At 61.9% G+C, this 19,340-nt stretch carries 17 protein-coding genes; 16 read left to right on the top strand and 1 reads right to left on the bottom strand.

Features of this window, described 5'->3' with window-relative positions; all coding sequences use genetic code 11:
• The first annotated feature begins 124 nt into the window (after positions 1-124).
• The 15 genes from VSR82_RS09995 to glnA all read left to right on the top strand — a co-directional run bounded on the left by VSR82_RS09995 (position 125) and on the right by glnA (position 17,137).
• Entirely contained in the window at positions 125-1,543 is a 1,419-nt protein-coding gene (locus tag VSR82_RS09995) for a GH1 family beta-glucosidase (protein ID WP_429457328.1), read from the top strand.
• A 94-nt stretch (positions 1,544-1,637) separates the two neighbouring features.
• Entirely contained in the window at positions 1,638-2,876 is a 1,239-nt protein-coding gene (locus VSR82_RS09990) for an ABC transporter substrate-binding protein (protein ID WP_368585825.1), read from the top strand.
• A gap of 8 nt (positions 2,877-2,884) precedes the next feature.
• Positions 2,885-3,841 (top strand): carbohydrate ABC transporter permease, encoded by a 957-nt coding sequence (locus tag VSR82_RS09985; RefSeq protein WP_368585824.1) that lies wholly within the window; start codon positions 2,885-2,887, stop codon positions 3,839-3,841.
• Positions 3,838-4,755, top strand: a complete 918-nt coding sequence (locus VSR82_RS09980) for a carbohydrate ABC transporter permease (RefSeq protein WP_410850371.1) — start codon at positions 3,838-3,840, stop codon at positions 4,753-4,755. The genes VSR82_RS09985 and VSR82_RS09980 overlap by 4 nt, the downstream gene beginning before the upstream one ends.
• A gap of 3 nt (positions 4,756-4,758) precedes the next feature.
• A complete protein-coding gene (locus VSR82_RS09975) occupies positions 4,759-5,919 on the top strand; it encodes an ABC transporter ATP-binding protein (RefSeq protein WP_498857665.1) in 1,161 nt (386 codons plus the stop codon).
• Between the two features lie 45 nt (positions 5,920-5,964).
• Positions 5,965-7,017 (top strand): LacI family DNA-binding transcriptional regulator, encoded by a 1,053-nt coding sequence (locus VSR82_RS09970; protein ID WP_410850373.1) that lies wholly within the window; start codon positions 5,965-5,967, stop codon positions 7,015-7,017.
• A 659-nt stretch (positions 7,018-7,676) separates the two neighbouring features.
• Positions 7,677-9,389 carry a SulP family inorganic anion transporter gene (locus tag VSR82_RS09965; protein WP_429457332.1) on the top strand — a complete coding sequence of 571 codons (1,713 nt, stop codon included), beginning with the start codon at positions 7,677-7,679 and terminating at the stop codon, positions 9,387-9,389.
• Between the two features lie 130 nt (positions 9,390-9,519).
• A complete protein-coding gene (locus tag VSR82_RS09960; protein ID WP_429457775.1) occupies positions 9,520-10,212 on the top strand; it encodes a phosphatase PAP2 family protein in 693 nt (230 codons plus the stop codon).
• 141 nt (positions 10,213-10,353) lie between these two features.
• A complete protein-coding gene (locus VSR82_RS09955) occupies positions 10,354-11,955 on the top strand; it encodes a methyl-accepting chemotaxis protein (RefSeq protein ID WP_429457334.1) in 1,602 nt (533 codons plus the stop codon).
• Positions 11,909-12,280, top strand: coding sequence for an FmdB family zinc ribbon protein (locus VSR82_RS09950; protein ID WP_498857664.1), 372 nt, complete (start codon positions 11,909-11,911; stop codon positions 12,278-12,280). The genes VSR82_RS09955 and VSR82_RS09950 overlap by 47 nt, the downstream gene beginning before the upstream one ends.
• A 473-nt stretch (positions 12,281-12,753) precedes the next feature.
• Complete coding sequence (locus VSR82_RS09945; RefSeq protein ID WP_498857663.1) at positions 12,754-13,380, top strand: hypothetical protein; 627 nt, start codon at positions 12,754-12,756, stop codon at positions 13,378-13,380.
• 342 nt (positions 13,381-13,722) lie between these two features.
• On the top strand, positions 13,723-13,887 hold the full coding sequence (locus VSR82_RS09940; RefSeq protein ID WP_429457338.1) for a hypothetical protein: 165 nt from the start codon (positions 13,723-13,725) through the stop codon (positions 13,885-13,887).
• A 76-nt stretch (positions 13,888-13,963) separates the two neighbouring features.
• Complete coding sequence (locus VSR82_RS09935) at positions 13,964-15,130, top strand: radical SAM protein (protein ID WP_429457340.1); 1,167 nt, start codon at positions 13,964-13,966, stop codon at positions 15,128-15,130.
• A 203-nt stretch (positions 15,131-15,333) separates the two neighbouring features.
• Positions 15,334-15,537 (top strand): hypothetical protein, encoded by a 204-nt coding sequence (locus tag VSR82_RS09930; RefSeq protein WP_013091358.1) that lies wholly within the window; start codon positions 15,334-15,336, stop codon positions 15,535-15,537.
• A 94-nt stretch (positions 15,538-15,631) separates the two neighbouring features.
• On the top strand, positions 15,632-17,137 hold the full coding sequence (glnA, locus tag VSR82_RS09925; protein WP_368585813.1) for a type I glutamate--ammonia ligase: 1,506 nt from the start codon (positions 15,632-15,634) through the stop codon (positions 17,135-17,137).
• A gap of 18 nt (positions 17,138-17,155) precedes the next feature.
• On the opposite strand, the gene VSR82_RS09920 is transcribed toward glnA, so the two are convergent.
• Positions 17,156-18,598 (bottom strand): anion permease, encoded by a 1,443-nt coding sequence (locus tag VSR82_RS09920; RefSeq protein ID WP_368585812.1) that lies wholly within the window; start codon positions 18,596-18,598, stop codon positions 17,156-17,158.
• Between the two features lie 103 nt (positions 18,599-18,701).
• On the opposite strand from VSR82_RS09920, the gene VSR82_RS09915 reads away from it, so the two are divergent.
• Positions 18,702-19,340 (top strand): 2Fe-2S iron-sulfur cluster-binding protein, encoded by a 639-nt coding sequence (locus VSR82_RS09915; RefSeq protein ID WP_410850379.1) that lies wholly within the window; start codon positions 18,702-18,704, stop codon positions 19,338-19,340.

Raw genomic sequence — 19,340 nt, 5'->3', positions numbered from 1 at the left:
CCGCTGTTATCGTTCACTCGACAGTGTGGAAGCGCTTCCACTTAAGCGTTCACAGTAAGTTCGAACGAGAGCGCATCGAGTTCCACCACACCCGGTTCAACGACCTCATTGCAGGAGAGAATCCGTGGTAAACAACGCATCCGCAGTCGTCGACGCCGAACAATCCACCGCTCACGGCGACCCGCATTCCGATCCATTCACACCGCCCGCCGATTCGTCGCTATGGCGCCAGGATTTCCTGCTCGGCGCGGCCACCGCGTCGTATCAGATCGAAGGCGCGGTCAACGAAGACGGCCGCCTGCCGTCGATCTGGGACACGTTCTCGGCGACACCGGGCAAGGTGCTGGCTGGCGACACCGGTGCCGTCGCATGCGATCACTATCATCGTTGGGAACAGGACGTCGATCTGCTCGCGGGCCTCGGCCTCGAAGCGTACCGGCTGTCGACCGCATGGCCGCGTGTGATGGACGAAAACGGTGCGCCGAACCACAAGGGGCTCGACTTCTACAAGCGCCTGCTCGGACGGCTCAAAGAGAAGAACATCACGACTTTCGTCACGCTGTATCACTGGGATCTGCCTCAGCATCTCGAAGATCGCGGCGGCTGGCTCAATCGCGAAACCGCGTACCGTTTCGTCGATTACGCGGATCTGATGAGCCGCGAACTGCACGGCTTCGTCGATGCGTGGGCGACACTCAACGAGCCGTGGTGTTCGGCGTATCTCGGCTACGGCAACGGCCATCACGCGCCGGGACTCTCGAACGTGCGTTTCGCCGCGCAGGCCATGCATCATCTGCTGCTCGCGCACGGGCTCGCGATTCCGGTGCTGCGCGCGAACGATCCGCGCTCGCACAAGGGCATCGTCGCGAACGTCGGGCGCGGCACGCCGAATAGCGACAGCGCCGCCGACCATCGCGCGGCCGAACTGTTCGAAGTTCAGCACAACGCGTGGATTCTCGATCCGCTGTTCAAGGGCGAGTATCCGCAAGACCTGTTCGAGCTGTGGCCGGGCAGCGAGCCGCTGGTGCTCGAAGGTGACATGCAGACGATCAATACGCCGCTCGACTTCCTCGGCATCAACTATTATTTCCGCACCAATGTGGCGAGCGACGGTGCGCATGGATTCAAAGACGTGCCGCTCGAAGGTGTCGAGCGTACGCAGATGGGTTGGGAGGTTTACCCTGACGGTCTTCGCGATCTGTTGACCGGTTTCAAGGACACCTATGTCAATCTGCCGCCGATCTACATCACCGAGAACGGCATGGCATCGGACGACAAGGTCATCGACGGCCGTGTCGAGGACACACAGCGCATTTCGTTCCTGAAGCGCCATCTCGCCGCGGTCGATCAGGCGATCAAGGCGGGCGTCGACGTGCGCGGCTATTTCCTGTGGTCACTGATGGACAACTTCGAGTGGGCTTTCGGCTATGAGCGGCGCTTCGGCATCGTGCACGTCGACTACCAGACGCAGAAGCGCACGATTAAACGCAGCGCGGAGCTGGTGTCGAAGTTCCTCGAAGATCGCAATGCGCAGGCGCAATAAACACAATCAGAACGACGCAGCAACGATGTAAAACCGGGTGGAGCTGGTTGGTATTTCGACTTGACACACGGGCGCGGAGCCTGGAGGAGACGGAATGAACAGCAACAGAATGGTCTTGCGAGGCGTAGTTGCGGCACTGGCGCTGTATGGCGTCGTCGCGCACGCGGAGCCGCTCAAGGCTAATGTGATTCACTGGTGGACCTCGGGTGGCGAATCGGCCGCGATTCGTCAGTTTGCCGTCGCATACGACAAGGCCGGCGGCCAATGGGTCGACAACGCGGTGGCCGGCGGTGACCAGGCGCGCGCCACCGCGATCAACCGCATCGTCGGCGGCGATCCACCCACCGCCGCCCAGTTCAATACGTCGAAACAGTTCCACGATCTGATCGATCAGGGACTCCTGAATAACGTCGACGACGTCGCCGCGAAAGAAAACTGGAACGGCATTTTCCCTCAATCGATTCTCGACAGTATCCGCGTGAAGGGCCATTTCTACGCGGCGCCGGTCGACATTCATATGCCGGCATGGTTCTTCTACTCGAAGCCGGTGTTCCAGAAAGCGGGCATCGCGAGCGAGCCCAAAAGCTACGATGAATTCATCGCCGATCTCGGCAAGCTGAAGAGCGCGGGCGTGATTCCGCTCGCGTTCGGCGGTCAGCCGTGGCAGGAGAAGATCACGTTCGACGCGGTGCTCGCCGATGTGGGCGGCCCGGACCTGTATATGAAGGTCTATCGTGATCACGATCAGACCGCGGTGAATTCCGAGGCATTCAAGAAGGTGCTCGTGTCGTTCAAGAAGCTGCACGATTACGTCGACCCGGGCTCGCCTGGCCGCAACTGGAACGACGCGACCGCGCTCGTGACTTCGGGCAAGGCCGGCGTTCAGATCATGGGCGACTGGGCGAAGGGCGAATTCGTCGCGGCGAATCAGACCGCGGGCAAGGACTTCGGCTGCTTCCCGGGCTTCGGTCCGCGCTCGCCGTATCTGGTCGCGGGCGATGTATTCGTGTTCCCGAAGACCGACAGCGCGTCGGCTATCAAAGCGCAGAATCTGCTCGCCACGGTGATGACCTCGCCGTCAGCGCAGGTCGCGTTCAGCGCGAAGAAGGGCTCGATTCCGATCCGCTCTGACGTCGACGAAAGCAGCCTCGACGTCTGCGCCAAGGAGGGCATCGCGATCATGAAGGACAAGTCGCGTCAGTTGCCGAATCCGGAAATGCTGCTGTCACCGGATACGCAAGGTGCGCTGACCGACGTCGTGACGAACTTCTGGAACAAGAACCAGTCAGTCGACGACGCGCAGAAAGCGTTCGCCAGCGCGCTGAAGGGCTAGGCCTCGCCATGCACGCGCTCAAGCTGCCAGCCGAGGGTTCGAACCCACCGGGCAAGTCGCAACCCAGGCCGCGAAGCAAGCCGCTGAACCGGCGGTTTTCGATCGCGGTCTGGCTGGCCTTGCTGCCGATGCTCCTGACCGTCGTGTTCACGTATCTGGGCACGATGGTCTGGACCGCGCGCGTGTCGCTCAGCAATTCGCGCACGTTTCCGTCGAATGACTTCGCGGGTCTCACACAGTACGTGCGGCTGTTCCACAACGACCGCTGGCTGATGTCGCTGCAGAACATCGTGATTTATGGCGCGTGTTTCATCATCGCGTGCATGGTGATCGGTTTGCTGCTGGCGATCTTCATCGATCAGCGCGTGGTCGCCGAAGGCGCGTTGCGCACGGTGTTTCTGTATCCGTACGCGATGTCGTTCGTCGCGACCGGGCTCGTATGGCAGTGGATTCTGAATCCGTCGCTCGGTGCGCAGCAGGTGCTGCGCAACCTCGGCTTCCCGCATGCGCGCTTCGACTGGATCGTCGATCAGGACTGGGTCATCTACACGATCGTGATCGCGACCGTGTGGCAGGCTTCGGGTCTCGTGATGGCGCTGCTGCTCGCGGGCCTGCGCGGCATCGACGAAGAGTTGTGGAAAGCCGCGCGCATCGACGGCATTCCACGCTGGCGGGTCTACGCGAGCATCGTGGTGCCGATGCTCGGACCGTCGATCTCGACCGCGTTCGTGCTGCTGTTCGTGATGGTCGTCAAGCTGTACGACGCGGTCGTCGCGATGACGCAGGGCGGCCCCGGCACCGCGAGCGAAGTGCCGGCCAAATTCATCATGGACTATCTGTTCGGACGCGCGAATATCGGCCTTGCGTCGGCTGCATCGATCGTGCTGCTCGCGACGGTGCTCGCGGTTCTCGCGCCGTTCTTCTATGCACGCAGCCGTGCGGCGCTGCGCGGGGAGAGAGGATGAACACGCTCGATTCCACGCTCAAAGGCGGTCTGCCGCAGCGCGCGCGTACGCGGCCTCGCCGTTCGGTGTTCTCGCCGGCGCGCCTGGGCATCTACGCGTTCCTGCTCACCGCCGCGGTGTTCTTTCTGCTGCCGCTCTACGTGATGCTGGTTACGTCGGTCAAACCGATGAGCGAGATCCGCCTCGGCAATCTGCTTGGCTTTCCGGTGCATTTCACGCTCGACGCGTGGGTTGCCGCATGGCAGTCGGCCTGTACCGGGCTCGATTGCAACGGCATTCGCGTCGGCTTCTGGAACTCGGTGTGCATCGTCGCGCCGAGCACGGTACTGTCGATCATGGTCGGCGCGGTGAACGGCTACGCGCTGTCGTTCTGGCGGCCGCGCGGTGCGGGTCTGCTGTTCGGCGTGCTGCTGGTCGGCGCGTTCATTCCGGTGCAGGTGATGATCTATCCGCTCGTGCGCGTGCTCGCGAGCGTGCATCTGTTCAGCTCGCTGCCCGGCATCGTTCTGATTCACACGATGTTCGGCATGCCTGTGATGACGCTGCTGTTCCGCAACTACTACGCGTCGATTCCGCAGGAGCTGTTCAAGGCCGCGCGCATCGACGGCGGCAGCTTCTGGCGCATCTTCTTTCAGCTGATGCTGCCGATGTCCACTCCGATCATCGTCGTCGCGCTGATCATGCAGGTCACGAACATCTGGAACGACTACATTCTCGGCCTCGTGTTCGCGGGCACGAAGAATCTGCCGATGACGGTGCAACTGAACAACATCATCAACACGACGACCGGTGAGCGGCTCTACAACGTCAACATGGCAGCGACCATTCTGACGTCGATGGTTCCGCTCGCGGTTTATTTCATCTCGGGCCGCTGGTTCGTGCGCGGCATTGCGTCGGGCGCCGTCAAGGGGTAAGGCATGACAGACATGGCTAATACGATCGATGCGGCCGCCGTGCCGGGTGCAAGCGCGGGCGCCGCGTCCGACGCCGCGGCGCTCACGCACCCCGCCAATGTCGCGGTCCGCAATCTGACGATTCGGCTCGGCGCGAACACGGTGATCGAGAACCTCGATCTCGATGTGCTCGCCGGCGAGTTCGTCGTGCTGCTGGGGCCGTCGGGCTGCGGCAAGTCCACGCTGCTGCATAGCATCGCGGGATTGATCGACGTCAGCGACGGCAGCATCGAGATCGCCGGCGAGGACAGGACGTGGGCCGATCCGAAGGATCGCCGCATCGCGCTGGTGTTCCAGTCGTACGCGCTCTATCCGACCATGAGCGTCGAGCGCAACCTGTCGTTCGCGCTGCGCATCAACGGCACGCCGAAGGCGGAAATCGCAAGGCGTGTCGCGCGCGCGTCGGAGATGCTGCAACTGGGGCCGCTGCTCAAGCGCAAGCCGTCGCAGTTGTCGGGCGGTCAGCGCCAGCGCGTTGCGATCGGCCGCGCGATCGTGCGCGAAGCCGATGTGTTCCTGTTCGACGAACCGCTGTCGAACCTCGACGCGAAGCTGCGCACCGAGCTGCGCCGTGAGCTGAAGCAGCTGCATCACAGCCTCGGCGCGACGATGATCTACGTGACGCACGACCAGGTCGAGGCGATGACGCTCGCGACGCGCATGGCCGTGATGCGCGGCGGCGTGATCCAGCAGTTCGGCACGCCGGCCGAAGTCTATGCGCGGCCGAACAACCTGTTCGTCGCGACCTTTCTCGGCTCGCCGGCGATGAATCTGCTGAAGGGCACGCTCGAAACCCGCGACGGCGTGCTCCACTTTTGCTCCGGCAATGCGCAGATCGACGTGTCGGCATACGAGTTCACGCAGGCGCCCGAGCACGGTAAACCATGCGTACTCGGCGTGCGCGCCGAAGACGTGCATATCACGGCAGGCGCCAGCGAGCGCGCAAAAGTTTCGCTGATGGAGCCGATGGGCAACCACCGCGTGATCTGGCTCGACTATCATGGCGAACAGATCGCGTCGATCGATCAGACAAAAGCGCCGATTGCGGAGGATGACACCGTGGCGTTCTCGTTCGACGCCGCGCATGTCTCGCTATTCGACGAAGCGAGCGGCGCGCGCTTATAACGCCGCGGCGCGTCACGCGCGAAGCGGCTCGTCGAGACAGGCTTGATGGAGAACCGCGTGGCAACACTCAAGGACGTCGCGCAACTGGCCGGCGTGGGCATGTCGACCGCCTCACGAGCGATTTCCGGCAAGGGACCGATTTCAGCCGATGCCGCGGCGCGCGTGAAGGCGGCGATCGAGGCGCTGAACTTCCGCCCGTCGTCGATCGGCCGGGCAATGGCGACGCAGCAGCTCGGCATCATCGGCATCTTCGTGCCGACCTTCTTTGGTCCGTACTACGGCACGATCCTGAAGCAGACCGACACCGAGCTGCGCGCGGTCGGCCGGCATGTCGTGGTCGCGACCGGTTGCGGCGAGGTGTCGCCGCGCGAGCAGGCGATCGAGGCGGTGCGCTTTCTGATCGGCCGCGATTGCGACGGCGTGGTCGTGATCAGCCACGATCTGCACGACGAAGACCTGATCATGCTGCATGACATGCATCCGAAGATGGTGTTCCTGAATCGCGCGTTCGAGCAGTTGCCGGAAGCGTCGTTCAGCGCGGATCATCGGCGCGGCGGCGAACTCGCGGCGCGCACGCTGCTCGATCACGGGCATCGCGACATCGCGGTGATTTCCGGGCCCGCTACCGCGTCGGACAACGTGATGCGGATCGACGGCTTTTTCGCCGAACTCGCGCGAGCCGGCATTGCGCGCGACGACGTCCTGCTGATCGAATCGGACTTCTCGCCCGAAGGCGGCTACGCGGCCGCGCAGAAGCTGCTCGAGACACAGCGGCGTGTGACCGGCCTGTTCTGCGCGAACGACACGATGGCTGTCGCCGTGCTCGCGCGTTTTCACCAGGCGGGCATTTCGGTGCCGAACGACATTTCGGTGATCAGCTACGACGACGACTACTCGGCCGCGTACGCGGCGCCCGGGCTCACGTCGGTGCATATTCCGACCGGAGACCTGACGCAAAACGCGGTGCGCTGGCTGATCAACCAGTGTTACGGCACCACGTGGGAGATCTTCCGCGAGTTTCCGGTCAGCGTGACGATGCGCGAATCGGTCGGACCAGCGCCGATTCAGAAGAAAAATACCCATGGCGCAATGCGGTAGAAGGGTTTGACTAATCGTGGCGGTGTGATGTCTGGCGCGCGGATGCGCGCCGTCTCTTCTGTGTTATGCCGGCGCCGGTTGGAACTCGCGAATTGAATGGCGACGCGGCTACCCGCTATACGCGGCGAGGCTTTCCTCAGAGTCCCATCGATTTTTCGTCGTGTTTTTTCACGAGCGCCGTCGCGCGCTCATTCGCGTTTTCACTTACGGGTGTGACGGTCTTTTTAAGGTCGCCGTAATCCTTCGCAATACTGCTTTGCGGTTTTCCCTCATTAAACTTGCGTCAAATTTCTCTAAACTCCGCTGTAACAAGCTGTTACGGGGTGAGTGTGATGCTGGCCATCTTTCTGATCGCCTGTCCGATCGGCATCGCTGCGCTGTTTGGTTTTGCGCGCCATGTGGATCCGCAGACGGGACGTTTCAAGCGGTAGTTTTTCTTCGCGCGTTCTTTCCGCGGCCACGCCGTGGAGATTTTCGCTTTGCGATCAAGCATTCGTTAGTTTGTCGTTAATCTGAAAGGGCCAACCGTTTGCGTCCTTTCGGTTTGCTTTCTCGTTTCCGTTTCATCACTAGCCCGTTTTACCTTTCACAAGGCTTGCCTTGGCGTGCCGGTTCGCGGCACGATGCGCGATACCTTCGTTTTTGGGTCGGCATCGCATATGCAAGATTCTCTGCAGAAAATGGCGGCACGTGCCAGCGTGCTGAAGGGCATTCTTCCTTTGAGCCGGATTACGGCGGCGCGTGATGCGCTGGCCGGTGTGCAGCTTGCGTCGATGGATATACCGCAGGTGCTCGGCTATGCACGCATTGCCGGTATGCCGGCCGTCACAGGGCTCTACACGGTGTTTCTGCCGCTGATCGCGTTCGCGTTTTTCGGCGCGTCGCGGCATCTGGTCGTCGCTGCAGATTCGGCCACCGCGACGATCTTCGCGAGCCGTCTGGAGACGATGGCACCAGCGTCGAGCGCCGAATACGCGGCGCTCGCGGCGATGGTCGCGCTGCTGACGGCCGGCTTGCTGCTCGTCGCGCGCATCTTCAAACTCGGTTTTCTCGCCGATTTCCTGTCTCGCACGGTGCTGGTCGGCTTTCTCGCCGGCGTCGGCGTGCAGGTCGGCATCGCGATGCTCGGCGACATGCTCGGCGTGCCCGGACATGCGGCGCGCAGCGTAGATCAACTGCTGCTCGTGGTGAGCAAGGCCACCCAGATCAATCGGCCGACGCTGGCGATCTCGCTCTTCGTGGTGGCCGCGATTCTCGTTTGCAAGCGGTTCTGGCCGCGCCTGCCGGTGCCGTTGATCGCGGTCGTCGGAGGCATTGCCGCGAGCGACGTGTTCGGATTCGCCGCGCACGGCATCTCGATCCTCGGACCGGTGGAGGGCGGCTTGCCGCCGCTGCGGATTCCGCTGGTGACATGGCAGCAGATGCTCGATCTCGTGCCGGTCGCGGCGTCGTGCTTCGTGATGATCGTCGCGCAAAGCGCCGCCGCGAGCCGCGTGTTCGCCGAGCGCTATCACGAGCCGGTCGATACCAACGCGGACCTGCTCGGCATCGCGGCCGCCAACGCGGCGGCGGCGTTTTCCGGCGCGTTCGTCGTCAACGGCAGCCCGACGCAGACCGCGATGGCCGATCGCGCCGGCACGCGCAGCCAGTTCGCGCAGCTCGTGTTCGCTGCGGTCGTGGTGATCGTGCTGCTGTTTTTCAGCCGTTATCTGCAGTATCTGCCGCACTGCATCCTCGCGAGCATCGTGTTTACGATCGCGGTCGGCCTGATCAACGTGCAGTCGCTCTTTTCGATTCGCCGGGAAAGCCCCGGCGAGTTTGCGCTAGCGTTGTTCACGGCGGCGGCGGTCGTGCTGATCGGCGTCGAGCACGGCATTCTGGTCGCGGTCGCGTTGTCCTTGCTGCGTCACGTGCGGCACAGCTACCGCCCGCACACGATGATGCTCGCGCCCAACGGCGACGGCATGTGGGTGCCGGTGCCTGCGGTGCCCGGCATCGAGACCGCGCCGGGGCTGATCGTCTATCGCTTCGGCGCCGACCTGTTCTACGCGAACGATCATTTTTTCGTCGACGATGCGCGCCGCCTGATCGAGCACGCACCGAACGCCGTGCGCTGGTTCGTCGTCGATGCGAGCGCGATCACGGACGTCGATTATTCGGCGGCGCGCTCGGTGGGCGAGTTGTGCTCGGCGCTCAAGCGCGATGGGATCGAGGTGGTCTTTGCGCGGGTGAATCGCTATTTGCGCTCGGATATGGATCGGCATGGCATTACGCCGATCGTCGAGGAGCGCTGCATTTTCGGCACGCTGCATGAGGCGCTGAGCATGGCGGGGGTGGAGAAACCGCATGAGCAGGTGAAGGGGGCGCCATGACGGGGAGGGCGCGTGCGGTATCGGAGCGAGCAAAAAATTGATGGCAAACGTTGTCTACGCCTCATTTTTCGTCGCCTGGCTGGATTATGCTGATCTGTCGCTGCGATTAGCAGATATTAATTACAAAAACATGAACAGCTTCGATTCGACCATCGAAACATATCTGTCCAGCATACACTTCGGTCATTTCGCGACCCAATCGATACAAGCCATCGCCGACCTGTACACCTTTAAAGGGCTGGTATTGATTGCCGTGCTTTGGTGGATCTGGTTTCAACGAGACGAACGCGCCGAATGGCGGCGCGAAATAGTGCTCGCGACGCTTCTCAGCGGTGTCGTGGCGCTCTTCGTCGGAAGGCTGCTGGCGCACTGGCTGCCATTTAGAGTGCGTCCCATCTACAGCACCGAACTGCGGCTGCAGTTCGCGAGCGGCGCGACCAAGGCTGCGCAGTTGTCGGACTGGAGTTCGTTTCCAAGCGATCACGCCATGCTATGGATGGCGGTCGCCACCGGCATCTTCGTCGTGTGGCGGGGCATCGGCGTGCTGGCGCTTCTCTATACCGCGCTGTTCATTTGCCTTCCGCGCGCCTATCTCGGCTTTCACTATCCGACCGATTTGCTGGCGGGTGCCGCGCTGGGAATCGGGATCACGTTGATCCTGACACGCGATGCGATTCGCACGCGCTACGCGACCCCGGTGCTGCGATGGATCGAACGCTATCCGGGACCTTCGGCCATGCTCGCCTTCCTTCTATGTCTGCAACTGGTCACGCAGTTCGAAGAACTGCGTGCTCTGGCGTGCGGCGTGTTCAAGCATCTATGACCCGGCTGGCGCCTCACTGTCAGTGAACTGAGATTAGCGAGCAACCTCTATTGCCATCTCATGCAATATTCTGTCTAATTAAATCAGAATAAAACGTCCGATTCATTCGAATCGCTGACACAGTCGACGGGGGTTCACTTCATGCACTCTCTGCTGCCGCTCAAGGCCCAGGTGCGTCGTCACGCGCGCACGCTCGCCGGGTATTTTCCAGCTCCATTTACACGCGACGAATCAAGCTGTGTCGACATCCTCGGTGTGATGACGCCGAGGCTGCTGAACGGAGGCACGCTGCTGAACCTCAACTACGGCGAAGTGGACCGCTTCACCGACAAGACCCGCGCGACGGGCACCTTATTCGTCGCAATAGGCGAAGACTTCGTGCGCGTCGCGACTTCGGTCAAAAGGCAAACCGGCGAGCGAGCCGTGGGCACGGTACTGGACCGCTCGCACCCCGGCTATCGGATGCTGCGCAGCGGGCAGCCCTACACCGGTTACGCGACGCTATTCGGCAAGCAATACATGACGCGGTACGAGCCGATCCGGGACAGTTCCGGCGCCGTAATCGGCGCGCTGTACGTCGGCCTCGATGTCAGCGAGGTGTGGAACCTGTCGATCGGAGCGAGGCTCGCGCTGCTGACCCTCGCCGCGAATACCGTACTCCTGCTGGGCTATGGTCGGCTGCTGCAGGTAGTGGTCCTCCCGGACCCGGCGAGCCCCGCGGGGGCGTCGCCGCCTTTCCTGCCAACCGGCGTGATCGGCTTCGGGCTGCTCGGCGCGCTGGTGGTCAGCGCGCTCGTCTTCGTGACGACCCGGCGCGGTCTCGGCATGCAACTGCTCGAAGCGAAGGCCGCCGCGGAAAAACTGGCGGCCGGCGACTTGACCGCGCAGGTGCATGTGAGCCGTCGCGACGAACTCGGCCAGTTGATGCAGGCGATGAACGGCATCAGTGTCGGCCTGGCCTCGGTAGTCGGCAACGTGCGACGCGCGTCCGATATGATCGCGCTGGGCGCGCGCGAGATTGCCGCCGGCAACGCGGAGCTGTCGTCCCGCACCGAGGCGCAGGCCGGCTCGCTCGAGGAAACCGCTTCGACGATGGAACAATTGACTGCGATGGTCCGCGCCAATGCCGAACGCGCTTCGCACGCCAACCAGCACATCGCGTCTGCCTCCGATCTAGCGGTCAAAGGCGGCACCGTGGTGGGCCGTGTGGTCACCACCATGTCGCTGATCCGCGGCAGTTCACACAAGATCGTCGACATCATCAGCATGATCGATTCGATCGCTTTTCAGACCAACATCCTGGCTTTGAACGCGGCCGTCGAGGCGGCCCGCGCCGGCGACCAGGGGCGCGGCTTTGCGGTCGTCGCCGCCGAGGTGCGCAGCCTCGCCCAACGCAGCGCGATGGCCGCCAAGGAAATCAAGGCGCTGATCACGGATTCGGTCGGCAACGTCAATGCAGGCGGAGAACTGGTCGACCAGGCTGGCCGGGACATGACCGAAATCGTCACGGCCGTCGATAGTGTGGTCACCTTGATGGGTGAGATTACGCACGCGAGCAACGAGCAAAGTACCGGCATCGGCGAAATCAATCGCGCGATCGGACACATGGACGAGATGACCCAGCAAAACGTTGCTCTGGTCGAGCAGGTGGCAGCCGCGGCGGCCAGCATGCAGGAACAGGCGTCCACGTTGGAAGATGCGGTGCAGGTTTTTCGGCTGGTGGGTGACGGGGCAAACCGATAGTCGCGGTCAGTGCCGCAATCAGCGGGGCATCGGATTGAACGGCAATGCGCGACGTGTACGCGGACGTTTCCCGCACTTTCCTGCACTAGAATGGGTTATTGTCGACGTCGTAGACGTATCTGGTCAGCGCGACGTGCAGGATTCTCGTTGGAGGAATGCCATGCCGACCTACCGGTACAGGTGCGAGAAATGCGGTGAGATGTTCGAACATGCCGAGCATCTTGCTGAACATCAAGACGCTCATCCCGCTTGCCCGAAGTGCGGAAGCGAAAAGGTCCAGCACATACCCACGCCATTTGTGCCAAAAACGTCCCGAAAAAGCTGAAACCTGTCTTCGCGGTACTCGCGGACATTCGAACGTCGGTTCTCTCCTGCCGACGGATCTTCGCTCGCCGATTCTCGCCATCGCCTCGTGACGATTGGTAAGTTGGATGTGAGCGTGCAAAGCTGGAAACAGTTGAGATGTAAGCGCGCAAGTATCGTGCCGCCGATCGCATAGGAACCCGCGGCAGCGGCCCGGCAGAACTTGCCAAGAATGAATCCCAGCTTTGCAGCCACCAGTATCTGCTTACCGCTCAAGCCGTCCGGCCGCGCTGGCTGCCCCAGAGACCCGAAAGCGGGAGCAGTGCTTCAAATCCGACGAACCGTTGAAATAGCCCACGAATCGCCGAGGGCAGAAAAGAGTTGTGCACGAAAGACCAACGGACGAAAAGAAATCACTTTCGCACGGCCGAGCTTTTGCACGGGGCTGGGCCGACGTATGCTGGAAATCCAGGTGACTCGACTCTAATACTCGCCATGGATACGCGAGATGCGTTCGATATATCGCTGAGCGAAGTCGATTCGGCGTTCGAGGCCCTAGAACTTGCCCGTTCCACGTCGGGCGAGGATTCACTCGCTTACACCGAGGCGTGCGAGAGGTATCGCATTACGATTCTCAGGTGGAAGTCAATTTACGCGTTGCTGGTTGCCAATGGAGCGCGAACCATGATGCCAAACGTTGGTAAGGGACGGCGCCTGCTCGTCCTCCGCAGAGGACATGAGCCGATTGCCGAATCCCTCTTCGTTATCGCCCGGGTGCGAGGCTTCGTTTCCACGCTCGAGACGTGCGCTGATGCGGTACGGGGGCAAATCGTCAGCAACGCACAACTGACGGTGCTTGACGGCGACTGCCATCTTGCATCGAAGTTAAAAGCGATCGAGTTGATCAACAAGCACTGCCCGCAATGCCGGGTTGCGGTTCTGTCCAGTACGCTGTCTCCTTTCGCAGAGTGGCCGGGTGTCGATGCGGTTATCGACCGTGGCGCATCGCCAAGGCAGATGCTCGAGTGTTTCTGCCAACTGATTGATTCCTCCGAGTTCGACGACTGCGCTGTTCTTGCGCCCCCCCCCCCGATATTGGCCTATGGTCGGCATGATTCATAGCGCGGTTAGCTAGCACCGATTCAATCAGGCGTTTCGCGTGGTCCGCTGCTATTCAGCGTGTCCCGTTTCAGGCATCGGCTTCGCGTATTTCACGATGCCTGACCAAACCGGTAGTGAAGCTCTAACGATTTCAAATCAAACCGCTAGTGAATCCGCATTGCGTCAAGTTGCAACGTCGAGGCTGTTCCGCGGCTCGACGCTCGCGATGTTTCTGTCGGGACTCGGCACGTCAGCGGCCGCGCCGCGGATCGTTCTTTTCCTGGTGAAGGAACTTGGCGCCTCGCTGCCGTTGGCCGGACTCTCGAGCTTCCGAGCGCGTTGGCGACCGCATCGGCGATTTTCATGAGCTCGACGGCTCTGGCTTCGGCGCTAGGCGGCGTCGCCGGCGGTCTCGGGGTCAAAATGCTGGGCCTGCCGAATGTATTCCTGCTGCCAGCGCTGTTCGCTGGTATTGCCGCGATCGGACTCGCATTGACGGCACGCACCGAAAGCCGACGGCACGCGTAACAACGATCACGCTCAGCGCAGTGAGCGTATTCTATGAAGCCTCGTGACGAATTCATCGGCAGGCAGCGAGGGTCTCATGAATACGACAGAGCGGATCATCAAGTGGCGCGATCTACGGCATGTAGACGGCGCCGTCAGCGAACCGCGCAATCCGCTGCCCGCGGTGTGCGACGTATCGGTGACGAACGTTTGCAACGCCGCATGCGACTTCTGCGGGTTCTCTCGCGAGAAGAATCTGGCCGGACCGCGTCGCTATCTCGATCCTGATGAATTCGCGCGCGCACTGCCGATCCTGCGCAGACGCCGGATTCGTTACATGACGCTGCAAGGCGGCGAGCCGTTGGTTCATCCGCAGATCGCATCGCTGGTGGCTTCGGCCACCAGGGCCGGCATTCAGTGCGGTGTGATCACCAACGGCTGGTTTCTTCCGCGCCATATCAAGCAACTGGCGGAGGCCGGCCTCAAGCGCCTGCTGATTTCCATCGATAGCGCGGACATGCGCGAGCATGAGCACAACCGCGGCCTGCGCGGTCTCGAGGCCCGCATCCGCGAGGGCATCACGCAAGCTCATCGCTTCGGCATCGAGGTGTGCGCATCGATTACGGTGAGCCGTCTGGTCCGTTACGAATTGCTTCCCGAGACGCTCAACCGGCTCGGCTTCGATGCGGTCGTTTTTTCCTATCCGCGGCGCGAGGCGTTTGGATCGACTTCGCTCGTGTACGACGAAGATTCGAAACTCGTCGACCTGAACACCGACGAATTACTCGAAGCGTTGAGCGCGATCGCGCGCCTGAAGAAGCGCTTCCGTGTGATGGACCCGAGCGCCGCGCTGGACGAGGTCGCGCGCTTCGTGCGCGGTGAACGGCAACTGGTTCCATGTATCGGTGGCAGCAAGTACTTTTATATCGACTGGAACCTCGACGTCTGGCGTTGCGAGGCATGGCCCGAGCCGATGGGCTCCGTGTTCGACCTGGACCGTCTGCCCGATCAACGCGAACCCTGCAATGCCTGCATGATGGGATGCTATCGGCACGCCAGCATTCTGATGCACGGTGCGATCGCCGTGACCGATTCGGTGTACGCGCTGGGCCGGGGTCAGCTTCGGACTGCAGTCAGCTTGTTGTTCCAGCGCAGCGTCGCGTATTCGCTGTGGGCGCTTTCCGTTGAAGAATTGCCGCGAGCTTCGCTCATGTCGTTCGCAAGACGGCTGGGCGGACGCCGTTCCGCGCGGCAAACGGGTTAAGTTCGATTGGCGCGAACCGCATTCGGAATCCCGGCGTGCGGCACGCGATTTGGGAAGGCCATCGGAAGCGAGAAAACCGGCAACGGACCGATTCGATTGCCTAAGATCAAGTTACGCGCTCCGCGAGGAATGCACCGCGGCTCGCGAATGTCTTTATCGTCGCGCAGCCGTTTCCTGCGCGACTCTTCCACAAGGAGGTCACGATGAAATCAGACGACAAGGGCGACGTGCGCGCTTTCGTGCAAACGGCGGAGCAGGGTGGCGAGCATGTCTGGGTAATCACGCTGGTCGACTTCGCGGCCCGCGAGGTCAGACGCTCGCTCGTTTCGGACGAGACATATGCGACCGCCGCCGCTGCCAGAGATGCGGGGCAGGCCCATTTGAAGGGCTTGGAGCAGGACCGCTAGGCCCACTTACCGCCGCCTTGTTTTCGCCCACGGAAGTACTAACGTTGGACTATAAGTAAACCGGCGGTAACGGGGGCGCAAGAGGGCAAAGCTCATGGCCAGTACGCAAGGAAGCACCGGATCGCCGTTTGCGGCGTCCGTCGAAGCGGGCAGTTATCGCGTCACGCGACCGCAAAACGCAAGCGATGTGATCGACCTGCTGCAAAAGCGCGATATTCAGATCGTCGATCTGAAATTCACCGATCTGCCCGGCCTCTGGCAGCATTTCTCGATCACGCTCCCCGAAGTTCACGACGACCTGTTCAGCGCCGGCATCGGTTTCGACGGTTCATCGATCCGCGGCTTCCAGGAGATCCACGAGTCCGACATGCTGCTGCGGCCCGACCCGGCAACGGCCTTCGTCGACCCGGCTTGCGGCACGCCGACGCTGTCGATCATTTGCGACGTAGTCGATCCAGTTCTGCGACTACCGTATTCCCGCGATCCGCGCTACGTGGCGAAAAAGGCGGAGAACTACCTGCGCCAGACCGGCATCGCGACGACGTGTTATTTCGGGCCGGAGCTCGAATTCTTCATCTTCGACTCGATCCGCTTCGGCCAGGATCAGCACTGCGGCTACTACTACGTCGAGTCGGCCGAGGGCGACTGGACCACCGGCCGCGACGAGGGCGCATACGGCGGCGGCAACCTCGGCTACAAGCAGCACTATAAGGAGGGCTATTTCCCGGTGCCTCCTCATGACACGCTGCAGGAGATCCGCTCGGAAATCGCGCTGACGCTGCAGCAGGCCGGCGTGCAGATCGAAGTGCATCACCACGAAGTCGCGACCGCCGGACAGAACGAGATCGACATGCGTTTTGCGACGCTCACCCGCATGGCCGACAACGTGATGATCTACAAATACATCTGCAAGAACGTCGCGCGTCGGCACGGCAAGGTTGCAACCTTCATGCCGAAGCCGCTGTTCGCCGACAACGCGAGCGGCATGCATTGTCACCAGAGCCTGTGGAAAGACCAGCAGAACCTCTTTTACGACGCGGGCGGCTGGGCGCTGACTTCCGACATGTGCCGCTGGTACATCGGCGGATTGCTTCAGCACGCGCCCGCGCTGATGGCCTTTTGCGCGCCGACGACGAATTCGTACAAGCGCCTGGTGCCGGGATACGAGGCGCCCGTCAATCTGGCGATGTCGCAGCGCAACCGCTCGGCCGCGGCGCGCATTCCGATGTATTCGGATTCGCCGAACGCGCGGCGCGTCGAGTTTCGCTGTCCGGACCCGTCGGCCAATGCGTATCTGGCTTTCGCCGCGATGCTGATGGCCGGTCTGGACGGCATTGAAAACAAGACGGATCCCGGCGAGCCGCTCGATCGCAACATCTATGATTTGCCGCCCGAAGAAGCGCGCAATATACGGCAGGTGCCGGGCTCGCTCGAAGCGGCGCTGGCGGCGCTCGAAACCGACAACACGTTCCTGCGCAAAGGCGAAGTCTTTACCGACGACGTGATTCAGACATGGATCGACTACAAGCGCAGCCGCGAGATCGACACGATCAAATTGCGCCCGCATCCATGGGAGTTTTACCTGTACTTCGATATCTAGAAGAACAGGCCTCAAACTTCATAGCAGGATCGGCGCGCAAATCAGGAGAAATACCGCGATATAAATGACGCCGAAAATCAGCCCGAGTCTCCAGAAATCACCCGCAGGCAGATACCCGCTGCCGAAGTACACGGGGCTCGGCCCCGTTCCATACGGCGTCAGGATGCCCATGATCCCCAAAGTCAGCGACAGCATCAGCGCGAACGCCTCCATCGGCATGCCGGGAATGGTCGAGCCCACCGCCAGCATGACCGGCAGCATCGCCGTCGCATGGGCGGTGACGCTCGCGAACATGTAATGCGTGAAGAAAAAGATCAGCACGAGGACGATCGCGGCCTCCGTCGGGGGAAAGCCTGCCATATGAGTCGATATCGTCCCGGCGAACCATTTGACGAAGCCAGTCCTGCTGAGCCCGTCGGCGAGGGCGACCAGCGTCGCGAACCACACGAGGGTATTCCACGCCTGCTTGTTGCCGAGCATGTCGTCCCAGCTCACTACCTGGGTGACCAGCATCAGCGCGATCACCATCAGCGCCGCGGTCGTCGGATTGACATAGTCGTCCGCAAAGACCCATAACGCGAGGGCGATCAGTACCAGCACGGCGAGCATGATTTCCCGTCTGGTGAGCGGCCCCATCTCCTTCAGTTGCTGGGCAGCCCAGCTCGGCACTTCGGCGCTGTGCTTCACTTGCGGCGGATACAGCACGTAGGTCAGCAGCGGGATGGCCAGCAGCAGCAGGATGCCCGCGGGCGCAAAGGCCAGAAACCACTGCGTCCATTCGAGGTCGACGTCGACCGTTTTCTTGACGAGTTCCGCGGCGAGCAGATTGGGTGCGAGCGCGGTGAGGAACATCGAGCTCGTCACGCAGGTCGTGGCGATAGCGGTCCACATGATGTAGGAACCGATGCGCCGCGCCGACGGATCGTTCGGCTTCGAGTCGTAAAGCGGCGGCAAACTGCGAATCACCGGAAAGATCGTCCCGCCGCTGCGCGCCGTATTGGAAGGGGTAAATGGCGCGATCACGGCGTCCGCCACCATCACCGCATAGCCGAGCGTGAGGGTCCGGCGTCCCAGCGCCCGCACGAGCATCAATGCAATGCGTTTGCCGAGCCCCGTCTTCTCGTAGCCGAGGGCGAACATGAAGGCGCCGAAGATCAACCAGACGGTGCTGTTCGAGAAACCGGAAAGCGCCCAACTGAGGCCCGCGTTCGCAACATTGAAACCGGGCTTCGCGAGTTGCGCGGGACTGAAGAACACCCACTCGCTGAACACGGCGACGAGCGTCACCGCGATAAGACCGATCGCGGCGCCCGGAATGGGCTCCAGCATCAGCCCGACGATCACGCCCGCGAAAATCCCGAAGTAATACCACGCGTGCTGCGCGAGACCGGGCGGCGCGGGAATCAGTCCGATCACGATCGCCACGATCAGAGGAGCGACGGCCTTCCAGAAAGTTTTCATGCCATGCTCCATTCTCATAACCGTCCTTGTGCTAAGGTTTATATGACCTTTTTTGCGCGTTCGCCAGTGAAGTGTTCACGGCATGCAAGGAGAGTGCGAGGCCATGGTTCGCGTGAGTATCGAAGGGCGCGAGATTCAGGCGCCGGGCAATTGCTCGATTCTGCAGGCCATGGGGCATGCGGGGCAGACTCTCGTCGAGGGTGTCGGCTGCATGTCCCAGGGCGTGTGCGGCTCGTGCCGCGTGATGGTGCGACGCAGCGGCGAGCAGGAAGTCAAAACCGCGCTCGCCTGCGAGACCCTCGTCGAAGAGGGCATGCAGGTCGCCTTCCTCGATTACTTCACCGAGTCGGAGCGTCACCTGTATCGAATGGAAGAGATCAGCGACAGCTGGCAGGCGCTCGGCAAGATCGCCGAGATCTTCCCCGAAGCGGCGCATTGCCGTCATTGCAGCGGCTGCGATCGCGCCTGTCCGAAGGGGCTGGAGGTGCAGCGCGGCGTGAACCTCGCGGTCGAGGGCAATCTGCCCGCATCGAGCCAGGTGTTCGACGAATGCGTGATGTGCAACCTGTGCACGCTCGCATGCCCCGAGCATATCCGGCCCAACCATCTGGGTGTGTTCGTGCGCCGGATGATCGCGTCGCTTTCGCTGCGTCCGGCCAATCTGATGCGGCGGCTGCAGCAGATCGAGAGCGGCGAGCTGAAGATCGACTTCGATGCGCCTGGCGCTCGACCGCCGCGCTGA

The sequence above is a fragment of the Burkholderia sp. JPY481 genome (assembly GCF_038900515.1).
GTDB classification, from domain to species: Bacteria; Pseudomonadota; Gammaproteobacteria; order Burkholderiales; family Burkholderiaceae; genus Paraburkholderia; species Paraburkholderia youngii.
This window is presented reverse-complemented; position numbering and strand designations above follow the sequence as displayed.